We start from the raw sequence: 18,813 nt of genomic DNA, 5'->3' as shown, positions 1-18,813 counted from the left end.
ATTTCACGCTATGGCATTTAACGTCACGCTCCGGCAAAGCGGCCGGCAGTTTCAGGTAGAACAGGACGAACCCGTGTTGAGCGCAGCCCTGCGCCAGGGCATCGGCCTGCCGTATGGCTGCAAGAACGGCGCCTGCGGTTCGTGCAAGGGCACCGTGGTCAGCGGCGAGGTCGAGCAGCGTCCGCACTCGTCGTCGGCGTTGTCGAACGACGAAAAAACGCGCGGTATGGCGCTGCTCTGCTGCGCGACCGCCTGCACGGATCTCGAAGTGGACATCCGCGAAGTGGCGGGCGTGGGCGACGTGCAGGTCAAGAAATTGCCCTGCCGCGTGAACGCGATCGAGCGCAAGGCCGACGACGTCATCGTGCTGAAGCTGCAGTTGCCCGCCAACGAGCGTCTGCAATATCTGGCCGGCCAGTACCTCGAATTCATCCTCAAGGACGGCAAGCGCCGCAGCTATTCGATGGCGAGCGCGCCGCACACGGAAGGTCCGATCGAACTGCACATCCGCCACATGCCCGGCGGCGCGTTCACGGATCACGTGTTCAACACCATGAAAGAGCGCGACATCCTGCGCTTCGAAGCACCGCTCGGCACGTTCTTCCTGCGCGAAGATTCCGACAAGCCGATCGTGCTGCTCGGCTCGGGCACCGGCTTCGCGCCGCTCAAGGCGATCGTCGAGCATGCGGTGTTCAAGAATCTCGACCGGCCCATCACGCTGTACTGGGGCGCGCGTCGCAAGAAAGACCTGTATCTGCTCGACCTCGCCGAACAATGGGCGCGCGAGATTCCCAATTTCAAGTTCGTGCCGGTGCTGTCGGAACCGGACGCGGGCGACGCATGGACGGGCCGCGTCGGCTTCGTGCATCGCGCGGTGATCGAAGATCTGCCGGACCTGTCGGCGTATCAGGTTTATGCGTGCGGCGCGCCGGTGATGGTCGAATCCGCGCAGCGCGATTTCACCCAGCATCACAAGCTGCCGGAAGACGAGTTCTACGCGGATTCCTTCACGAGCGAAGCCGATCTGGCCAACGCCGTCTGAACGCCGTTTGAAGACCGGAGCGGCTCGACGGACATCCGTTCGGGCCGTTCATCAAAACGCCATCGGCACGCTGGCAGACTGACGCCAGGCCGTCTTTCATGCGGCATCGTGCAAATTCATGGTTTACACCGGCGCTTTGATTGTCGTATTCTTTCGCGCATGAACCGCATCCAGTCCGAACTCCGACGTCGCCGCTCGCCGCTCCCTTAGGGACGCCGCTGGCTTCGTCACGGATTCGCGCCGCACAAGGGCGCAAGCAGTTCGAATCATGAAAGCCACGGCATGCCGTGGCTTTTTTATTTGGTTTTTCGTTTGTCCGGCTTTGCTTCGTCTCCCGAGCCAGCCGTTTTCAACCTTTCATCCCGTTGTCTGGAGCCTGCCGTCATGAATTTCAATGAATATCCGATCGAGTCGCTGATGTACATCACGAACCGGCCCGAAATCGTTTTCACGCACGGCAAGGGCTCGTGGCTCTATGACAATAACGGCAAGCGATATCTGGACTTCATTCAGGGTTGGGCCGTCAACAGTCTCGGCCATTGCAACGACGGCATGATCGAAGCGCTGAACGCGCAATCGAAGCTGCTGCTGAACCCGTCGCCGGCCTTCTACAACGAACCGATGGCGAAGCTCGCCAACCTGCTCACGCAGCACAGCTGCTTCGACAAGGTGTTCTTCGCGAACAGCGGCGCCGAAGCCAACGAAGGCGCGATCAAGCTCGCGCGCAAGTGGGGCAAGAAATTCAAGGACGGCGCGTTCGAAATCATCACGTTCGATCACAGCTTCCACGGCCGCACGCTCGCCACCATGTCGGCAAGCGGCAAGCCGGGCTGGGACACGATCTACGCACCGCAAGTGCCGGGCTTCCCGAAAGCGGATCTGAACGACATCGCGTCGGTCGAAAAGCTGATCAACGCGAAGACCGTCGCGGTGATGCTCGAACCGATCCAGGGCGAAGGCGGCGTGATTCCCGCTTCGCGTGAATTCATGCAGCAACTGCGCGAACTGACGAAGAAGCACAACCTGCTGCTGATCGTCGACGAAGTGCAAAGCGGCTGCGGCCGCGCCGGCACCCTATTCGCGTACGAACTGTCGGGAATCGAGCCGGACATCATGACGCTCGGCAAAGGCATCGGCGGCGGCGTGCCGCTCGCGGCGCTGCTCTCGAAAGCGGAAGTCGCGGTGTTCGAAGCCGGCGATCAGGGCGGCACGTACAACGGCAATCCGCTGATGACGGCGGTCGGCTATTCGGTGATTTCGCAACTGACGGCGCCGGGTTTTCTCGAAGGCGTGCGCGCTCGCGGCGAATATCTGCGCGCGAAGCTGCTCGAACTGTCGGAAGAGCGCGGCTTCAAGGGCGAACGCGGTGAGGGTCTGCTGCGCGCGTTGTTGCTCGGCAAGGACATCGGCAACCAGATCGTCGAAAAGGCGCGCGACATGCAACCGGACGGCCTGCTGCTGAACGCGGCGCGTCCGAACCTGCTGCGCTTCATGCCCGCGTTGAATGTGACGAACGAAGAAATCGACCAGATGATGGCGATGCTGCGTTCGATCCTCGACACGCTGTAAGCGCCGGAGATTGCCGATGACAGCCGCCGTCACGCTATCGATCCGCCGCTTCGACGCGCGCGACACCGACGCCGTGATTGCGCTGTGGCAGGAAGCGTTCCCCGAGTACCGGGACGTGACGCGGCCGCAGCGCAACCCGCATCTGTCGATCGCCAACAAACTGGCGACGCAGCCGGAACTGTTCTTCGTAGCGGTGCTCGGCGAGCGTATCGTCGGCACGGTGATGGGCGGCTACGACGGCCATCGCGGCTGGCTGTATTCGCTCGCGGTGGACGAGTCGCTGCGTCGTCACGGCATCGGCACGCGGCTGGTCGCGCATGTCGAAGAAGCGTTGACCGCGCGCGGCTGCCCGAAACTGAATCTGCAGATTCTTTCTGCGAAGACCGAGTTGCGCAAGTTCTACGAAGCGCTCGGCTATCGCGCCGACGAAGTGATCAGTCTCGGCAAGCGACTCGGCGAGGTCGCGACGTCACCGGCGTGAATTCCCAGAGCCGGCAGATTGCCCGAAAAGAAAAAGGCTGCATTCTTCGAAAAGCATGCAGCCTTTTTTGTGGGCTCATTCACACTGAACGGAGCGACCGGCCCCGCTCAGTCAGTTGGCTTATTCACCCAGATACGCAGCACGCACCTTCGGATCGTCGAGCATCTGCTTCGCGTCGCCCGACATCGTGACCAGACCCGAGTCCATCACGTAGCCGCGGTTCGCCGCCTGCAGCGCGAGTCGCGCGTTCTGCTCGACCAGCAGCACGGTCATGCCTTCAGCGGAAATGGCGCGCACCACTTCGAAGATCTTCTCGACCATGATCGGCGAGAGACCCATCGACGGTTCGTCCAGCAGCAGCAGTTTGGGACGCGAGATGATCGCGCGCGCCATTGCCAGCATCTGCTGTTCGCCGCCCGAAAGCGTACCGGCAAACTGCGTCGCACGTTCCTTCAGACGTGGGAAGAAGCCGAACATGCGATCCACGTCCGCCTTGATGCCGTCGGTGTCGGTGCGCAGATACGCGCCCATCTGCATGTTTTCGACGATCGACATACGCGCGAAGATACCGCGGCCTTCCGGCACCATCGCCAGACCTTTCTTCAGCAGCAGATGCGGCGGCACGCCCTTGATCGACTCGCCCATGTATTCGATGTCGCCGATCGTGTAGGGCTTCAGGCCCGTGATCGCCTTCATCGTGGTCGTCTTGCCCGCGCCGTTCGCACCGATCAGCGTGACCAGTTCGCCCTGCGCGACTTCGAGATCGATACCCTTGACTGCCTGGATGCCGCCGTAATTGACCTGCAGGCCCTTGATTTTCAACATTGCTTGCGTTGTGGACATCAGTGGACTCCTGCACCCAGATAAGCTTCGATCACCTTCGGATCCTTCTGCACGTCTTGCGGCAAACCTTGCGCAATCACCTTGCCGTAGTCGAGCACCGTCATCTGGTTGCACAGACCCATCACGAGCTTCACGTCGTGCTCGATCAGCAGAATCGTCTTGCCGTCAGCGCGGATCTTGTCGAGCAGCTTGGTCAGCTCGACCTTTTCCGTCGCGTTCATGCCGGCCGCCGGTTCGTCCAGCGCGAGCAGCTTCGGATCCGTTGCCAGCGCACGGGCGATTTCCAGACGGCGCTGGTGACCGTACGACAGATTGCGCGACGTGTAGTCCGCGTACTGCGCAATGCCGACGTACTCCAGCAGTTCGATTGCGCGCTCCTTGATCTCGCGCTCTTCCTTGCGCTCGGCCGGCGTCTGGAACACGGCGCCGATCAGGCCGTGTTTCGTGCGGACGTGCCGGCCCACCATCACGTTTTCCAGCGCGGTCATGCCGCCGAACAGACGGATGTTCTGGAACGTGCGCGCAATGCCGGCTTTCGCCACCTGATACACCGCGGTCGGCGTGTAGTTCTCGCCGTCGAGCTTGAAGTCGCCCGAATCAGGCGTGTACAGACCCGTGATCACATTGAAGAAGGTGGTCTTGCCGGCGCCGTTCGGGCCGATCAAACCGTAAATCTGGCCGGACTTGATCTCAAGCCCGACGTCGGACAAAGCCTGCAAGCCGCCGAAGCGCTTGTTGACGCCCTTCACGGACAGTCGAATGTTGTCGCTCATCTTTTTCTCCTCGGTGCTCAAGCCCGCACCGGCTTCTTGCCGTTACGCTTCGACAGTTTCGCGATCTTGTCTTCGTGCTTCGGCGACGGCCACAAGCCTTCCGAGCGGTACAACATGATCAGCACCATCGCGAGTGCGTACACCAGCTGACGGATCACTTCCGTGTCGACGATTTCGTGACCGAACACCATGTTCTGCAGCGGACCCATGGTCGAGCGCAGGAATTCCGGCAGCACGGCGAGCAGCACGGCGCCGAGAATCACGCCCGGGATGTGGCCCATACCGCCCAGCACCACGCACGCCAGCACGACGATCGATTCCGGCAGCGTGAACGATTCCGGCGACACGAAGCCCTGGAACGAGCCGAACATCGCGCCCGACAGACCGCCGAACGACGCGCCCATCGCGAACGCCAGCAGCTTCACGTTGCGGGTGTTGATGCCCATCGCCTTGGCGGCGATTTCGTCTTCGCGGATCGCGGCCCATGCGCGGCCGATACGCGAGTGCTGCAAACGCGTACACACCCAGATCACCAGCAACGCGGCCAGCACGAACAGGTAGTAATACGAGTACACCGACGGGAACTGGAAGCCGAGCAGCGAGTGCGTCTGCGCGAGGCTGAAGTCGCCGAAATGCACCGGGTCGATCGCCGTGATCCCCTTCGGGCCGTTGGTGATGTTCACCGGACGGTCGAGGTTGTTCATGAAGATCCGCACGATTTCCCCGAAGCCCAGGGTCACGATGGCGAGGTAGTCGCCACGCAGACGCAGGGTCGGTGCACCGAGCAGCACGCCGAACAGCGCAGCCAATGCCATCGCGCAAGGCACGATGATGAGGAACGGCACGTGCAGCCCGTTCGGTGCGAGGTGAGCGATCCACTCGAATTGCGACGACAGGTGCGGCGAGCTCAGCAAGGCGGCCACGTAAGCGCCGACTGCGTAGAACGCGATGTAGCCCAGGTCGAGCAGGCCGGCGAAGCCGACCACCACGTTCAGGCCGAGCGCCAGCATCACGTACAGCATCGCGAAGTCGAGCACGCGGACCCAGTAGTTGCCGCCGGCCGTGCCGATGATCATCGGCGCCGCGATCACGAAGATCGCGGTGATGATGCCGACGGTCCACGTCTTCGTACGGTTCTTTTCAGGGATGAGCGTCGTGGACGGCTCGATCGGTTGAATTGAGGTCATGTTTATTTACTCCCTGGATCAGGCTCGATCCGCAACGCGTTCGCCGAGCAGGCCCGACGGTCGGAACACCAGCACAATGATCAGCACGATGAAAGCGAACACGTCCTGATAGTTACTACCGAACACACCGCCGGTGAGGTTGCCGATGTAGCCGGCGCCCAGCTGTTCGATCAGGCCGAGCAGCACGCCGCCCACCATCGCGCCGCCGAGATTGCCGATACCGCCGAGCACTGCCGCGGTAAAGGCCTTCAGGCCGGGGATGAAGCCCATGTAGAAGTGTGCGTTGCCGTATTCGGACGCGATCATCACGCCGGCCAGCGCAGCGAGCGCCGAGCCGATCATGAAGGTGGCCGAGATCACGAAGTTCGGGTTCACGCCCATCAGCGACGCATTGCCCGGATTCTCGGCAATGGCGCGCATCGCGCGGCCCAGCTTGGTCTTGTGCACGAGCAGCAGCAAGCCGCCCATCACGAGGAACGCCACTACGATGATCACGATTTCAGTCATCGAGATCACGGCGCCCGGCGTGGTGTCCGTGGCCTTGATCACGTTGAGCGGATCGGTGGGCAGCAGCTGCGGGAACGGCAGCGGGTTGCGCGACCAGATCATCATGGCCAGCGTCTGCAGCAGGATCGACACGCCGATCGCGGTGATCAGCGGGGCGAGACGCGGTGCTTTACGCAACGGCCGGTAAGCCACGCGCTCGATCGTATAGCCGACGACCGCGCACACGATGGCGGCGATGATCAGCGCGATGACGAGCGTCGGCACGTTGCCGAGGCCGGGGAAGTGGTTCTGCAGCACGCCGATGGCCGAGAGCGCAACCATCGCGCCCACCATCAACACATCGCCGTGCGCGAAGTTGATGATGCCCAGAATGCCGTAAACCATCGTATAGCCCAGTGCGATGATGGCGTAAACGCTGCCAAGCACCAGCCCGTTGAGGACCTGCTGGATGAAGATATCCATTTAATGCTCCTTAGCCCGTGCGACTGGATTCGCGTTCTTCATCAGCCGGTGGGCGGTGATGCGGTACGCCAATCTCAACGGCACTGCGGGTACTGATAAAAGACCGGTAAGGGTTATCCGCCGCCGGTTCGTCCGACGACTGTCATGCAGTCGCGGCCTCGCCTTGAGCGGATGCAAAAACGGCACCGTTGGGTGGTTTCGGTGCCGTCAGGCTGAACGTCCCGTCATCACATCTTGACGACGTCGAGGACCGCTTTCTTGCCGTCCTTGAAGTCGTAAAGCGTAATGGCGCCCTCTTTCAAATCACCCTTGTCGTCGAACGCGATGTGTCCGATTACCCCGTTGTAATCGGTGGACGGCATCGCAGCCAGCACCTTGGGCGCCTCGATCGAATTAGCGCGCTTCATTGCATCGACGATCACGTATACAGCGTCATACGTGAACGGCGCGTAAATCTGCACCGGCGTGTGGAAGCGGTCGACGTACTTCTTTTCGAAGTCCGCTCCCTTGTCCATTTTCGAAAGCGCGAGTCCCGCCTCCGAACAGACCAGGTTTTGCACGGCGGTTCCCGCCAGCTCCCCCACCTTGTCGGTACACACGCCGTCGCCGCCAAGGATTTTTGCCCTGATACCGAGCGCCGCCGCCTGTTTGGTAAACGGCCCGCCCGTCGCGTCCATGCCGCCGAACATGATGACGTCCGGCTGAACACTCTTGATCTTCGTGAGGATGGCCCGGAAATCCGTGGCCCGGTCGTTCGTCGCTTCCCGAGCGACGATCTTTGCCCCGTTCGCCTCGACGGTCTTCGCGAATTCGTCCGCGAGCCCCTTACCGTAGGCGGTTGCATCGTCCACTACCGCGATGCGTTTGGCGCTCAACGCCTTCGTGGCGTAATTGGCGAGCGCCGGACCTTGTTGTGCGTCAGTGGCAACCACGCGATACGTGGTCTTGAAACCCTGCTGCGTGTACGCCGGATTGGTCGACGACGGCGAAATCTGCACGATGCTCGCGTCGCTATAGATCTTCGACGCCGGAATCGACACGCCCGAGTTCAGGTGTCCGACTACCGCGACGACATGATCGTCGACCAGCTTCTGCGCGACCGCCGTTCCCGTCTTCGGATCCGCGGCGTCGTCCTGAGCGTCGAGTTCGAGCTGGATCTTGTGACCGTCGATGGTCAAACCCTGCGCGTTGATTTCCTCGACGGCCAGGCGCGCGCCGTTTTCATTGTCTTTGCCCAGATGAGCGATGCCGCCCGTCAACGGGGCCGCATGACCGATCTTGACGATAGTCGCTTCGCTTGCCGGTGCTGCTGCCGCCGTGGCCGCCGATGCACCCGCTCCCGCCTCGCCATCCTGTTTTTTGCCGCACGCGGTCAACATCGCAACCGCGGCCGCGATGGACACGGCGTAAGCAAATCTGACTCGCATTAAATAGGTCTCCCGCGCCTTGCAAAATCTATTGTTCGGGACCCGGAGGCCTTGAGAACGCGCGCATTGTAACTCCAATTTTGCGACGGGCAATATTGTTGAAGCGACAGGGTTTTCCTGCATTGCAACCATATTTAAAGAGCGGAATTTGCTCGCCGTCGCAACCGGGTTGCGACTATTTTTCGTGCATCAGTTGCACCAGCGTTGCAGCCCGTAGCATCAAGTGTTGCGGCGATATCGCCAAACGCCCGATTACACCGTGGTTTTGCTTAAGTATTACGTTTGCCGTGTTATCGAGGCCTACGCACAATCTTAGTGCGTCAAAATTAGATGTGGCCGCTTTGACCATTTATTAACGGGGTCACATCAATAAAAAGTAGCTGAAAAAATGAATGGGTATTCAAAATAATTTCTGTCCCGATGCGGGATTCGCTTCATTTTTTGATGATGTGGCACTTTTTATTTAAGCACCGATGGAACTGACGGGCGAAAAAAAAGCGCGCCATCGGGCGCGCTTTTCTTTCAAAACTGTCGATTGCCTGTCAGGCAGGCAGACCCAAGCCTCGCGGCAGCGGAAACGCAATGTTCTCCTCGATGCCTTCGAGCGCGCGCACATTGCGCACGCCGAGTTCACGCAGACGGGCAATGACCGCTTGCGCGAGGACTTCCGGCGCGGACGCACCCGCCGTCACGCCGATGCGACGTTTGCCTTCCACCCAGACCGGATCGATCTGGTCGGGCGAGTCCACCATATAGGCCGGCACGCCCAGCTTTTCAGCCAGTTCGCGCAGACGGTTCGAGTTCGAACTGTTCGGGCTGCCGACCACGATCACCACGTCGCATTGCGGCGCCATGAACTTCACCGCGTCCTGGCGGTTCTGCGTGGCGTAGCAGATGTCCTGCTTCTTCGGCTCGCGGATGGACGGATACTTGGCCTTCAACGCGCCGATGATCTCGGCCGCGTCGTCCACCGACAACGTGGTTTGCGTGACGAACGCGATCCGCTCGGGATCGGCCAGCTGCAGCGCCTGCACGTCTTCGATATCTTCGACCAGATGCATGCCCTCGCCGGCCTGCCCCATCGTGCCTTCGACCTCGGGGTGGCCCTTGTGGCCGATCATCACGATGTCGAAACCGTCCTGGCGCATTTTCGCGACTTCGATATGCACCTTGGTGACCAGCGGACAGGTGGCGTCGTACACGCGCAGACCACGCGACTCCGCTTCGGCGCGAACCGCCTTGGACACGCCGTGCGCGCTGAAAATCACGGTATTGCCCGCCGGCACTTCTTCCAGTTGCTCGATGAAGATCGCGCCCTTCTTGCGCAGATCTTCGACCACGTAGGCGTTATGGACAATCTCGTGGCGCACGTAAATAGGCGAGCCGTACAGCTTGAGGGCGCGCTCGACGATCTCGATAGCGCGGTCGACGCCGGCACAGAACCCGCGCGGCTGCGCCAGCAGGATCTCGGCTTCGGCAAGAGTCGTATCCGTCATGCTCATGTTTACAGAATCCCGATGATTTTCACTTCGAACGCCAGCGCCTGGCCGGCAAGCGGGTGATTGAAATCGAACAGTGCGGAGGTTTCGCCCACTTCCTTCAGGACGCCAGCGTAACGACCGCCGCCCGGGGCGTTGAATTCGACCAGGTCGCCCGGCGAAAAATCCTCACCAATCATGCTGTTTTCGCGCAGCGTGGCTAACGACACGCGCTGGATCAGTTCCGGGTTGCGGGGCCCGAACGCTTGCCCGGGCGCTAGCTGAAAGGTCGAATGGTGGCCGACCTTCAAACCCATCAGAATGTCTTCCAGCGGCGGCGCGAGTTGGCCGGCACCAAGCAGAAGCGTGGCCGGCTTTTCGGCAAACGTATTGATGACTTCGGCGCCATCGGCAAGGGAAAGCCGGTAGTGAAGCGTGACGTGTGAACCGGGTTTCACTTCGGAAATGTCGATGATGCTCATGCAATGCTCGCTCAGTCGAAGCGCGCTGCACGCGTGCGCCACGGGCGCAGTGGACGCGTGTGGCAAACCGTCGGCCTGCCGTGCGCAAAGCGCCTATTGTAAGCCACATAGCGGACGACGGTTTGGCTCCGTCATGTGCGCCTCCGCACGCTGGCGAACCCCGAACTACAGGATGGACAATTATGGACGCACATCTGCGCGCGATAGACGAAGCCGAGCTGGACATGCCCTTACCCGCGACGCGACCACGCGGCGCAACGCGGCACGAACCTGCGCTCACGTTGATGCCGAACTGCACGACGCCGGACGAAATCCGTGCGCGGCGTCGCCATGCGTCCCGCGCCAGATGGCCGCATTACGACATGCCGCGCGAACGGCTGATCGACGGCGGCCCCGCCCTGCTTTCCGACACGGAGCTCGTGGTGCTGGTGCTCGGCACAGGCTTGCCCGGTCACAATGTCTTCGATGTGGCACGGGCGCTACTCGAACACTTTGGTTCATTACGCGCCATGCTCGACGCCAGTTACACGGATTTTCAAGGTCTGCGCGGCATTGGCCCGGCAAAGGCCGCGCAGTTGCTCGCCATCATGGAAATGGCGCGACGCTCGCTCGTCGACAAAATGCGCGAGCGCTCACTGATGAACTCGCCCGAAGCCGTCGAAGACTACTTGCGGTTGCTGATAGGTGGGCGCCCGCAGGAAATCTTCGTCGCGCTCTTTCTCGACGCGCGGCATCGGCTGATCCGCTGCGAGGAATGCGCGCGCGGCACGCTGACCCGCATGGCGGTCTATCCACGTGAAATCGTGCGGCGGGCGCTCTCCTTGAATGCAGCCAGCCTGATCGTGGCGCATAATCACCCTTCCGGCGCCGTCCAACCCAGCGCCAGTGACTGCGCGCTGACCCACACCTTGCGTGAGGCGCTTGCTTTGATCGACGTGCGGCTGATCGACCATCTGGTGATTGGCATCGATAGCACTTATTCGTTTGCCCGCGCCGGCTGGCCCTGACAGCAAGGATCGCGCGCACGAAGGCGAAGACCCAGGGTCTTCATCGCAAATAAGGTTTGATTTTGCGGCTTTTTTTCCGCTATAATCCCGGTTTGCCTATTTCCAACCCCCCTGTTCCGAAGCCACCAAGGCGTTCCGGAAAGGAAAAGCGACTGAAGTTCATAAACTTAAGCGCGGCTCTTTTCGGGAAACTTTCACGGCGTTCGAACTCAGAATTAGCGTATTAGGAGTGCTCTCATGGCACGCGTATGCCAAGTAACTGGGAAAGCGCCGATGAGCGGCAACAACGTTTCCCACGCGAACAACAAAACCAAGCGCCGGTTCCTCCCGAACCTGCAAAACCGCCGTATTTGGGTGGAAAGCGAAAACCGTTGGGTGCGTCTGCGCGTTTCGAACGCCGGCCTGCGCCTGATCGACAAGAACGGTATCGACGCTGTGCTCGCAGATCTGCGCGCACGCGGTGAAGCCTAAGGAGTAAATCATGGCGAAAGGCGCACGCGACAAGATCAAGTTGGAATCGACCGCAGGCACGGGTCACTTCTACACGACGACGAAGAACAAACGCAACATGCCGGAAAAGATGCTGATCAAGAAGTTTGATCCGGTCGTCCGTAAGCACGTTGAGTACAAAGAAACCAAGATCAAGTAAGTCTGGGTTTCTGCCTGACGAAGGCAAAAAGTTATGCAAAAGGCCTCGCATTCGTGCGAGGCCTTTTTGTTTCTGGCAGCCGCTTTCGCAGGATCGCGTCCTACGCGCTAGAAGCTTAACTTCCTATTCCATTTGGCCAGCTTTCCCTACCCCGTCGCGACGCGTATCCTTTCTCGTTTTAGCGACGTGTGCACAGTACACTGTCACGGCAAAACAGAAAGACGGAGATGCAGGCGATGGAATTCGATGTGGCGATTGTCGGAAGCGGGCTGGCAGGTTTGAGCGTCGCGCTCAATCTCGCGGAGACGCGCAGGGTTGCAGTGGTCGCCAAGCGCTCGATGACAGAAGGCGCGAGCGACTGGGCACAAGGCGGCATCGCGGCCGTACTGGATTCGGCAGACAGCATCGACAATCACGTGCGCGACACGCTGATCGCAGGCGGCGGCTTGTGTGACGAAGCCGCCACGCGTTTCATCGTTGAAAATGGCCGGGCTGCGATCGAATGGCTGATCAATCAAGGCGTGCCGTTCACGAAAGACGACGCCGCCGAACTCGGCTTTCACCTGACGCGCGAGGGCGGCCACAGCCATCGCCGCATCATTCATGCCGCAGACGCTACCGGCCACGCAGTCGTGGCTACGCTCAGCGAACGGGTGCGCCGTCACCCGAACATCACGCTGCTCGAAGATCACTACGCAATCGACCTGATCACCTCGGACCGCATTGGCCTACCCGGACGACGCTGCCACGGACTGTACGCGCTCGATCTGCAAAGCGGTCGCACGGTAACGATCGAAGCACCGCACACGGTGTTGGCCACCGGCGGTGCCGGCAAGGTCTATCTGTACACAACCAATCCGGACACGGCAACCGGAGACGGCATCGCGATGGCGTGGCGCGCCGGCTGCCGGGTATCGAACATGGAGTTCATCCAGTTCCACCCAACCTGCCTGTTCCATCCCTACGCCAAGTCATTTCTGATATCGGAAGCCGTGCGTGGCGAAGGCGGCATTCTGAAATTGCCCGATGGCACGCGCTTCATGCCGAACCACGACGAGCGCGCCGAACTCGCACCACGTGACATCGTCGCGCGTGCAATCGACTTCGAGATCAAGAAGCGCGGTATCGACTGCGTGTATCTCGACATTAGCCACCAGTCGCCCGAATTTCTGCGCGAGCATTTCCCGACCATTCTGGCCCGCTGCCTCGAGTTCGGCATCGACATCACGAAAGAGCCAATCCCCGTCGTGCCGGCCGCCCATTACACCTGTGGCGGCGTCGTCAGCGATCTTGCCGGTCGCACGGATCTCGCGGGTCTTTACGCAGTCGGCGAGACTTCGTGCACGGGTCTGCACGGCGCGAATCGCCTCGCGAGCAACTCGTTGCTCGAGTGCCTCGTCATCGGACGATCGGCTGCACAAGCCATCGAGGAAGAAGGCTTTAGCGCGGCCGTGCATGCTCCGCTGCCGGACTGGGACGAAAGCCGCGTGTCCGATCCGGACGAAGAGGTCGTGGTGGCCCACAACTGGGACGAACTGCGCAGATTGATGTGGAACTACGTCGGCATTGTCCGCACGGACAAGCGTCTGGCTCGCGCAAAGCACAGGCTCGCGCTGCTGCGCGACGAGATCCACGAGTACTACGCCAACTTCAAGGTAAGCCGCGATCTGCTCGAGCTACGTAATCTCGTCGATGTCGCCTCGTTGATCGTCGAAGGCGCCCGCTCGCGTCGCGAAAGCCGCGGCCTGCACTTCAGCCGCGACTGGCCGGCCACGCTGCCGAAGGCGTTGCCGTCGGTTCTGTCGCCGGAGCACGTGCGTAATCGCAACGTTTAACCGACCGCCAATAAAAAAGGCCATTGCCCGTACTGTCGGCAATGGCCTTTTTTCGCGCCCGACAGGGATCAGACGATACGCATCGAGTAATCCGTCGCACGTACGTCTTTTGTGAGCGCACCGATCGATACGCGGTCAACGCCGGTTTCCGCAATTGTCCGCACGGTGTCGAAGTTCACGCCGCCGGACACTTCCAGGACCGCTCGCCCAGCTGTGATTCGCACGGCGTCGCGCATGGCGTCGAACGAGAAATTGTCGAGCAGGATAGATTGCGCCCGATGCGCCAACGCGCTTTCCAACTGCTTAAGCGTTTCCACCTCGATCTGAATCGAGACGCCGGCATTCAATGCAAGCGCCGCGTCCATTGCCGCGCCCACGCCGCCGGCAGCGGCAATGTGGTTTTCCTTGATCAGGATGCCGTCGTAAAGCGCAAGGCGCTGATTCGCGCCACCACCGACGCGCACCGCGTATTTCTGCGCGAGGCGCAAGCCCGGCAACGTCTTGCGCGTATCGAGAATGCGCGTTCCGGTGTGCGCAATTGCGTCGACGTAGCGACGCGTCGCGCTCGCCACACCCGAGAGCAGCTGCAGAAAGTTGAGCGCGTTGCGTTCGGCCGTGAGCAGCGCGCGCACGGGACCACGCAGTTCGCAGACCGTACTGTCAGCCGACATCCGATCGCCTTCCCGATAATGCCAGCTCACCTCGATACGCGGATCGACCGCGCGCAGCACCGCGTTGAACCAGGGCACGCCGCATAGCACGGCATCTTCGCGAACGAGAATGCGCGCCTCGCGCACGGCGTCCGCGGGAACGAGCCGACCGGTCTGGTCGCCCTTGCCGACGTCTTCCGCAAGCGCGTCGCCTACGTTGCGCGCCAACGCGGCGTCGAACGCCGCGCCATACTGAGCATGAATTTCCGCAAACAAAGGGGACACGGCGTCGGTCTGAGCGTGCCCGGTGACAACTTCCAAAGCGCTCATCAAGCCGCCCCCACGTTCGAATACAGTTGCGTGTCGCGCGCAAGATCGCCGCTCGCCTGCACGCGCTTCTTGTGACGTGCGGCAAAGTCGAGCATACGGTCGATCGGCAGGCGCGCCCGTTCGCCGATCGCGCGATCGACGAAAATTTCGTTGTGACCGCGCTCGAGCACCTCGGCCAGATTCGCCAAACCGTTCATGGCCATCCACGGACAATGCGCGCAGCTCTTGCAGGTCGCACTATTGCCCGCCGTGGGCGCGGCGATCAGCGTCTTGCCGGGCGCGGCGAGTTGCATCTTGTGCAGGATGCCGAGGTCCGTTGCGACGATGAAATGCGTGGCGTCGAGTTTCTGTGCAGCGTCGATCAACTGGGTAGTCGACCCGACCACATCGGCCTGCGCGACCACGTTGGCCGGTGATTCCGGATGCACCAGGACTTTCGCGCCCGGATACTCCGCGCGCAACAAATCGAGTTCGATGCCTTTGAATTCGTCATGCACGAGACACGAGCCCTGCCAAAGCAGCATGTCCGCGCCAGTCTTACTCTGAATATAGCTGCCGAGATGGCGGTCGGGTGCCCAGATGATTTTCTCGCCGCGCGCGTGCAGGTCGGCGACGATCTCCAGCCCAATTGACGACGTCACCATCCAGTCCGCGCGAGCCTTAACCGCCGCACTGGTATTCGCGTAAACAACGACCGTTCGATCAGGGTGAGCGTCACAGAACGCGGAAAATTCGTCCACCGGACAGCCGAGGTCGAGCGAGCAGGTCGCATCGAGATCCGGCATCAGAATGCGCTTCTCGGGGCTCAGAATCTTTGCGGTTTCGCCCATGAAGCGCACGCCGGCCACCACCAGCGTCTGCGCTTCGCGATCGCGGCCGAAGCGCGCCATTTCCAGCGAATCGGCCACGCAACCGCCGGTTTCGTCGGCGAGTTCCTGCAACTCCGCGTCGACATAATAGTGAGCGACGAGCACGGCCTTTTCGCGTTCGAGCAACGCGCGAATGCGTGCCTTCAACGCCACTTTTTCTTCCGCCGACGGCGTACTGGGCACTTTTGCCCACGCCTGCCCGATCCCGCAGCTGCTGCCCTGCGCTTGCGGCCGGTCGTACTCGACCGCCCTGATCGCCTGCTGATCCATGTTCTCCTCTGCCTTCGCTCTGCCGCCTCGGCCTGTCAATCGTGCGTTGTTGCAGTTTCTGCGGCCCAAAAAGCAAAACCCCGCCAACGCGGGGTTTTGTGACGTAACGAAATTTTAATGGATTTCGCGATCAAGCATAACGGCGCAAACGCAGCGCAAATTCCTGCAGCGCCTTGATGCCGCTTTGTTCAGCGCGGTGACACCAATCTTGCAACTGAACCAGCAACTGGTCGCGCGACGCATTCGAACGCTCCCACATGGCCGCAAGTTCGTTGCGCATGTCGATGTAGGTCTTCAGCTTCTGACTGTTCGCAAAGATCTGCGGCAGCTGACGCTTCTGCGGTTCGTCGAGCCCGGCCTCTTCCTTGTGGAACCAGCTGCGCGCACCGCGCATGACCTGATACTTCTCACGCGCACCGACTTCCTTCAGATGCGCCAGTTCCTGACGGTAAGCGCGCTTGAGCGCCTTGCCGTAACGCGCCATGACTTCATAACGGTTGGCCAGAACCGCTTGCAGCGTGTCCTGATCCAGCACCAGCTTGCCCGTAGTAAGACGCGGCGTCGGCGCAATCTTCTTGACCTTGGCCAGACGGAACGCCTGCATGATGCGGATGTACATCCAGCCGATATCGAACTCGTACCACTTGTTCGACAGCTTGGCCGACGTCGCATACGTGTGGTGATTGTTATGCAGCTCTTCGCCACCGATGATGATGCCCCACGGGAAGATGTTGGTGCTCGCATCCGACGAATTGAAGTTGCGATAACCCCACCAGTGCGCGAGACCGTTCACCACGCCGGCCGCCCAGAACGGAATCCAGATCATTTGCACGGCCCAGATGGTCAGGCCGACGATGCCGAACAGCGCAACGTTGAGCACCATCATCAGGCTGACGCCGAGGATCGGGTATTTCGTGTAGACGTTGCGTTCCATCCAGTCGTTCGGCGTGCCGTGACTGAACTTGCGCATGGTTTCTTCGTTCTTGGCTTCGGAACGATACAACTCAGCGCCTTCGAGCAGCACCTTCCAGATGCCGCGCGTTTGCGGGCTGTGCGGATCTTCTTCGGTCTCGCACTTGGCGTGATGCTTACGGTGAATCGCGGCCCACTGGCCGGTCAACATGCCGGTGGTCATCCACAGCCAGAAGCGGAAAAAATGACTGACGATCGGATGCAGCTCCAGCGCGCGGTGCGCCTGGCAGCGGTGCAGATAGACCGTTACGCCAATAATCGTGATGTGCGTCGCGACGAGCGTGTACACAACGAGTTGCCACCACGAAAAGCGAAGCAGGCCGTGGGCAAGGAAATCGAGCAAGGAATTCAACAAGGCAATTTACCTGTGGAACGAGAGACACGAGACACACGCAAAATGCGCGTGTCAAGAAAGTGAAAGCATACAGCTGGATTGGACGATATTCTACTTGAAGCGTTCCAAGTGTTTGTAACAAATAGGGATTTTTTGTGCGACATCAACCTGCGAGCACTCTACGGCGACCCATTTCGCATCGCCGGAAGGCTGCGGAAGCCCGTCAGAGGGCTTTGTCGGCGGGATTGACCGTTGATGCGGTCATTGTTACCGGGCGCGACACGGTGTCGCTGATTTCGCCAGGATTGGCGACGCCGCCAACGATTCGCACTTCGCGTTGCGCGAACGGAATCGAAATATCGTGCTCCGAAAAAAGGCGCCAGATGTTGCGGTTGACGGTCGAGCGCACGCCTGAAGTGCCGGTCGCCGCGTCTTCGATCCAGAAACCCAGTTCCAGATTGATGCCGTCCGAGCCGAAGCTTGCGAGATAGGCCGTCGGTGCGGGCTCCTGCAAGACGCGCGGAACGCCCTGCGCGGCCTGCGTGAGCAGCGCCATGGCCTGTTCGACGTCCGATCTGTAGGCCACCTGCACAGCCAGCTTCGCGTAGCCGCGCGTCAGATACGATGACTGGTTCTGTACGACGTCCGTAATGAGCTTCTCGTTTGGAATCAGCGTTTCGATGCCGTCGAGACCACGCACCACGGTGTAGCGCGTGCGGATTTGCGTGACCATGCCCTGCAGGCCCGCCACGTTGATCGTGTCGCCGATCCGCAACGACCGGTCGATCAGAATGATGAAACCCGACACGTAGTTGCTGGCGATTTTCTGCAAGCCGAAACCCAGCCCGACGCCCAGCGCGCCGCCGAACACGCCCAGCACGGTGATGTCGATGCCGACCAGCGACAGGCTGATCAGCACCGCCGCCAGCATGAACGCCGCGCGCCCGACCCGTGCCACCACGACCTTCAGATTCGCATCGAGCGTGGTGGAGCGAATCAGGCGGTCTTCGAAGGCCGAGCCGAGCCACATCGCGACGATCATGGTCACACAGACCCACAGCAAGCCGGTGATCAGCGAAAGCAGCGTCAAATGCGCGTTGGCGACCCGGAAATGGACGCTGCCCATCCATTCGATCACGTCTTCCTGAATGCCCATGACCGTGAGCACCATGCCGATCCACACGACCAGGGAAACGATCTTTTCGACCAGAAACAGCCACGGATGCGTGGCGCCGTCGCTGCTGAAAACCCGGCGCGCAAAGAAAAACACGATGTAGATCAAGCCGATGCCGAACAGCGGCACCAGCGCGAGATCGAGCAGCGCAGTGTGCATGAACGGCCCGGCGACCGTACGCGCGAGCCAGACCAGCGTCGCGCCGATCAGCGGAAAGAAGGCCCGGTTCAGGCTCTCCGCGCCGAAGCGCAGCGTCTGGTAGCGCGTTTGCCGGCGCAGGTCCAGCGTCCGGCGCAACAGGCGCGCGATCAGCCACGCGAGGCCCAGCGTGCCGAGCAGCAGACCGACCTGCCAGAGCATCACGGGCGCGCCGAAGTCGCGTACGAGGTCTCCGAACATATGAGGAAAAATGCGGTTTTGCATGATGTTGCCGGACTTGCCGGCGCGTCGGGTTCGGGATCAAACCGCGGCA

Annotated in this window: 18 protein-coding genes; 7 read left to right on the top strand and 11 right to left on the bottom strand. The window is 61.0% G+C overall.

All coding sequences use genetic code 11. From position 1 onward, the window contains the following. Positions 1-10: 10 nt before the first annotated feature. The 3 genes from P3T18_RS28535 to P3T18_RS28525 all read left to right on the top strand — a co-directional run bounded on the left by P3T18_RS28535 (position 11) and on the right by P3T18_RS28525 (position 3,092). Complete coding sequence (locus tag P3T18_RS28535) at positions 11-1,042, top strand: CDP-6-deoxy-delta-3,4-glucoseen reductase (protein ID WP_429303298.1); 1,032 nt, start codon at positions 11-13, stop codon at positions 1,040-1,042. 384 nt (positions 1,043-1,426) lie between these two features. Next, the gene (locus tag P3T18_RS28530; RefSeq protein WP_429303297.1) at positions 1,427-2,611 is read left to right on the top strand and encodes an acetylornithine transaminase; all 1,185 of its coding nucleotides are present in this window, start codon (positions 1,427-1,429) and stop codon (positions 2,609-2,611) included. Between the two features lie 16 nt (positions 2,612-2,627). Continuing rightward, positions 2,628-3,092 carry a GNAT family acetyltransferase gene (locus P3T18_RS28525; protein ID WP_429303296.1) on the top strand — a complete coding sequence of 155 codons (465 nt, stop codon included), beginning with the start codon at positions 2,628-2,630 and terminating at the stop codon, positions 3,090-3,092. Positions 3,093-3,212: 120 nt separating this feature from the next. Here P3T18_RS28525 and P3T18_RS28520 read toward each other — a convergent pair whose 3' ends face one another. From P3T18_RS28520 to P3T18_RS28490, 7 genes are all read right to left on the bottom strand, one after another. After that, entirely contained in the window at positions 3,213-3,917 is a 705-nt protein-coding gene (locus P3T18_RS28520; protein WP_429303420.1) for an ABC transporter ATP-binding protein, read from the bottom strand. A 17-nt stretch (positions 3,918-3,934) separates the two neighbouring features. Beyond that, positions 3,935-4,708, bottom strand: a complete 774-nt coding sequence (locus P3T18_RS28515; protein ID WP_429303295.1) for an ABC transporter ATP-binding protein — start codon at positions 4,706-4,708, stop codon at positions 3,935-3,937. A 17-nt stretch (positions 4,709-4,725) separates the two neighbouring features. Next, on the bottom strand, positions 4,726-5,895 hold the full coding sequence (locus P3T18_RS28510; protein WP_429303294.1) for a branched-chain amino acid ABC transporter permease: 1,170 nt from the start codon (positions 5,893-5,895) through the stop codon (positions 4,726-4,728). An 18-nt stretch (positions 5,896-5,913) separates the two neighbouring features. Continuing rightward, entirely contained in the window at positions 5,914-6,864 is a 951-nt protein-coding gene (locus P3T18_RS28505; RefSeq protein WP_007180636.1) for a branched-chain amino acid ABC transporter permease, read from the bottom strand. Between the two features lie 227 nt (positions 6,865-7,091). Further along, entirely contained in the window at positions 7,092-8,291 is a 1,200-nt protein-coding gene (locus P3T18_RS28500) for a branched-chain amino acid ABC transporter substrate-binding protein (protein WP_429303293.1), read from the bottom strand. A gap of 542 nt (positions 8,292-8,833) precedes the next feature. After that, the gene (ispH, locus tag P3T18_RS28495; protein ID WP_429303292.1) at positions 8,834-9,793 is read right to left on the bottom strand and encodes a 4-hydroxy-3-methylbut-2-enyl diphosphate reductase; all 960 of its coding nucleotides are present in this window, start codon (positions 9,791-9,793) and stop codon (positions 8,834-8,836) included. A 2-nt stretch (positions 9,794-9,795) separates the two neighbouring features. Continuing rightward, positions 9,796-10,251 (bottom strand): FKBP-type peptidyl-prolyl cis-trans isomerase, encoded by a 456-nt coding sequence (locus tag P3T18_RS28490; RefSeq protein WP_429303291.1) that lies wholly within the window; start codon positions 10,249-10,251, stop codon positions 9,796-9,798. A gap of 284 nt (positions 10,252-10,535) precedes the next feature. Here P3T18_RS28490 and radC point away from each other — a divergent pair, with 284 nt between their 5' ends. The 4 genes from radC (at position 10,536) to nadB (ending at position 13,742) form a co-directional block, all read left to right on the top strand. Continuing rightward, a complete protein-coding gene (gene radC, locus P3T18_RS28485; RefSeq protein WP_429303419.1) occupies positions 10,536-11,258 on the top strand; it encodes a RadC family protein in 723 nt (240 codons plus the stop codon). Positions 11,259-11,495: 237 nt separating this feature from the next. Then, positions 11,496-11,729, top strand: coding sequence for a 50S ribosomal protein L28 (rpmB, locus tag P3T18_RS28480; RefSeq protein WP_007180631.1), 234 nt, complete (start codon positions 11,496-11,498; stop codon positions 11,727-11,729). Positions 11,730-11,739: 10 nt separating this feature from the next. Beyond that, positions 11,740-11,907: a 50S ribosomal protein L33 gene (rpmG, locus tag P3T18_RS28475; protein ID WP_007180630.1), complete on the top strand. Its 168-nt coding sequence runs from the start codon at positions 11,740-11,742 to the stop codon at positions 11,905-11,907. Between the two features lie 236 nt (positions 11,908-12,143). Beyond that, positions 12,144-13,742 (top strand): L-aspartate oxidase, encoded by a 1,599-nt coding sequence (nadB, locus tag P3T18_RS28470; protein ID WP_429303290.1) that lies wholly within the window; start codon positions 12,144-12,146, stop codon positions 13,740-13,742. Positions 13,743-13,810: 68 nt separating this feature from the next. Here the strand turns inward: nadB and nadC are convergent, their stop codons facing one another. The 4 genes from nadC to P3T18_RS28450 form a co-directional block, all read right to left on the bottom strand. Beyond that, on the bottom strand, positions 13,811-14,722 hold the full coding sequence (gene nadC / locus P3T18_RS28465; RefSeq protein ID WP_429303289.1) for a carboxylating nicotinate-nucleotide diphosphorylase: 912 nt from the start codon (positions 14,720-14,722) through the stop codon (positions 13,811-13,813). Beyond that, positions 14,722-15,861 (bottom strand): quinolinate synthase NadA, encoded by a 1,140-nt coding sequence (gene nadA / locus P3T18_RS28460; protein ID WP_429303288.1) that lies wholly within the window; start codon positions 15,859-15,861, stop codon positions 14,722-14,724. The genes nadC and nadA overlap by 1 nt, the downstream gene beginning before the upstream one ends. A gap of 130 nt (positions 15,862-15,991) precedes the next feature. After that, positions 15,992-17,188 (bottom strand): DesA family fatty acid desaturase, encoded by a 1,197-nt coding sequence (locus P3T18_RS28455; protein WP_429303287.1) that lies wholly within the window; start codon positions 17,186-17,188, stop codon positions 15,992-15,994. A 202-nt stretch (positions 17,189-17,390) separates the two neighbouring features. Next, the gene (locus P3T18_RS28450) at positions 17,391-18,764 is read right to left on the bottom strand and encodes a mechanosensitive ion channel family protein (protein ID WP_429303286.1); all 1,374 of its coding nucleotides are present in this window, start codon (positions 18,762-18,764) and stop codon (positions 17,391-17,393) included. Positions 18,765-18,813: the final 49 nt, after the last annotated feature.

Source organism: Paraburkholderia sp. GAS199 (genome assembly GCF_050436585.1).
Lineage (GTDB): Bacteria > Pseudomonadota > Gammaproteobacteria > Burkholderiales > Burkholderiaceae > Paraburkholderia.
The sequence above is the reverse complement of the archived record's forward strand: the minus strand, read 5'-3'. Positions and strand labels throughout refer to the sequence as shown.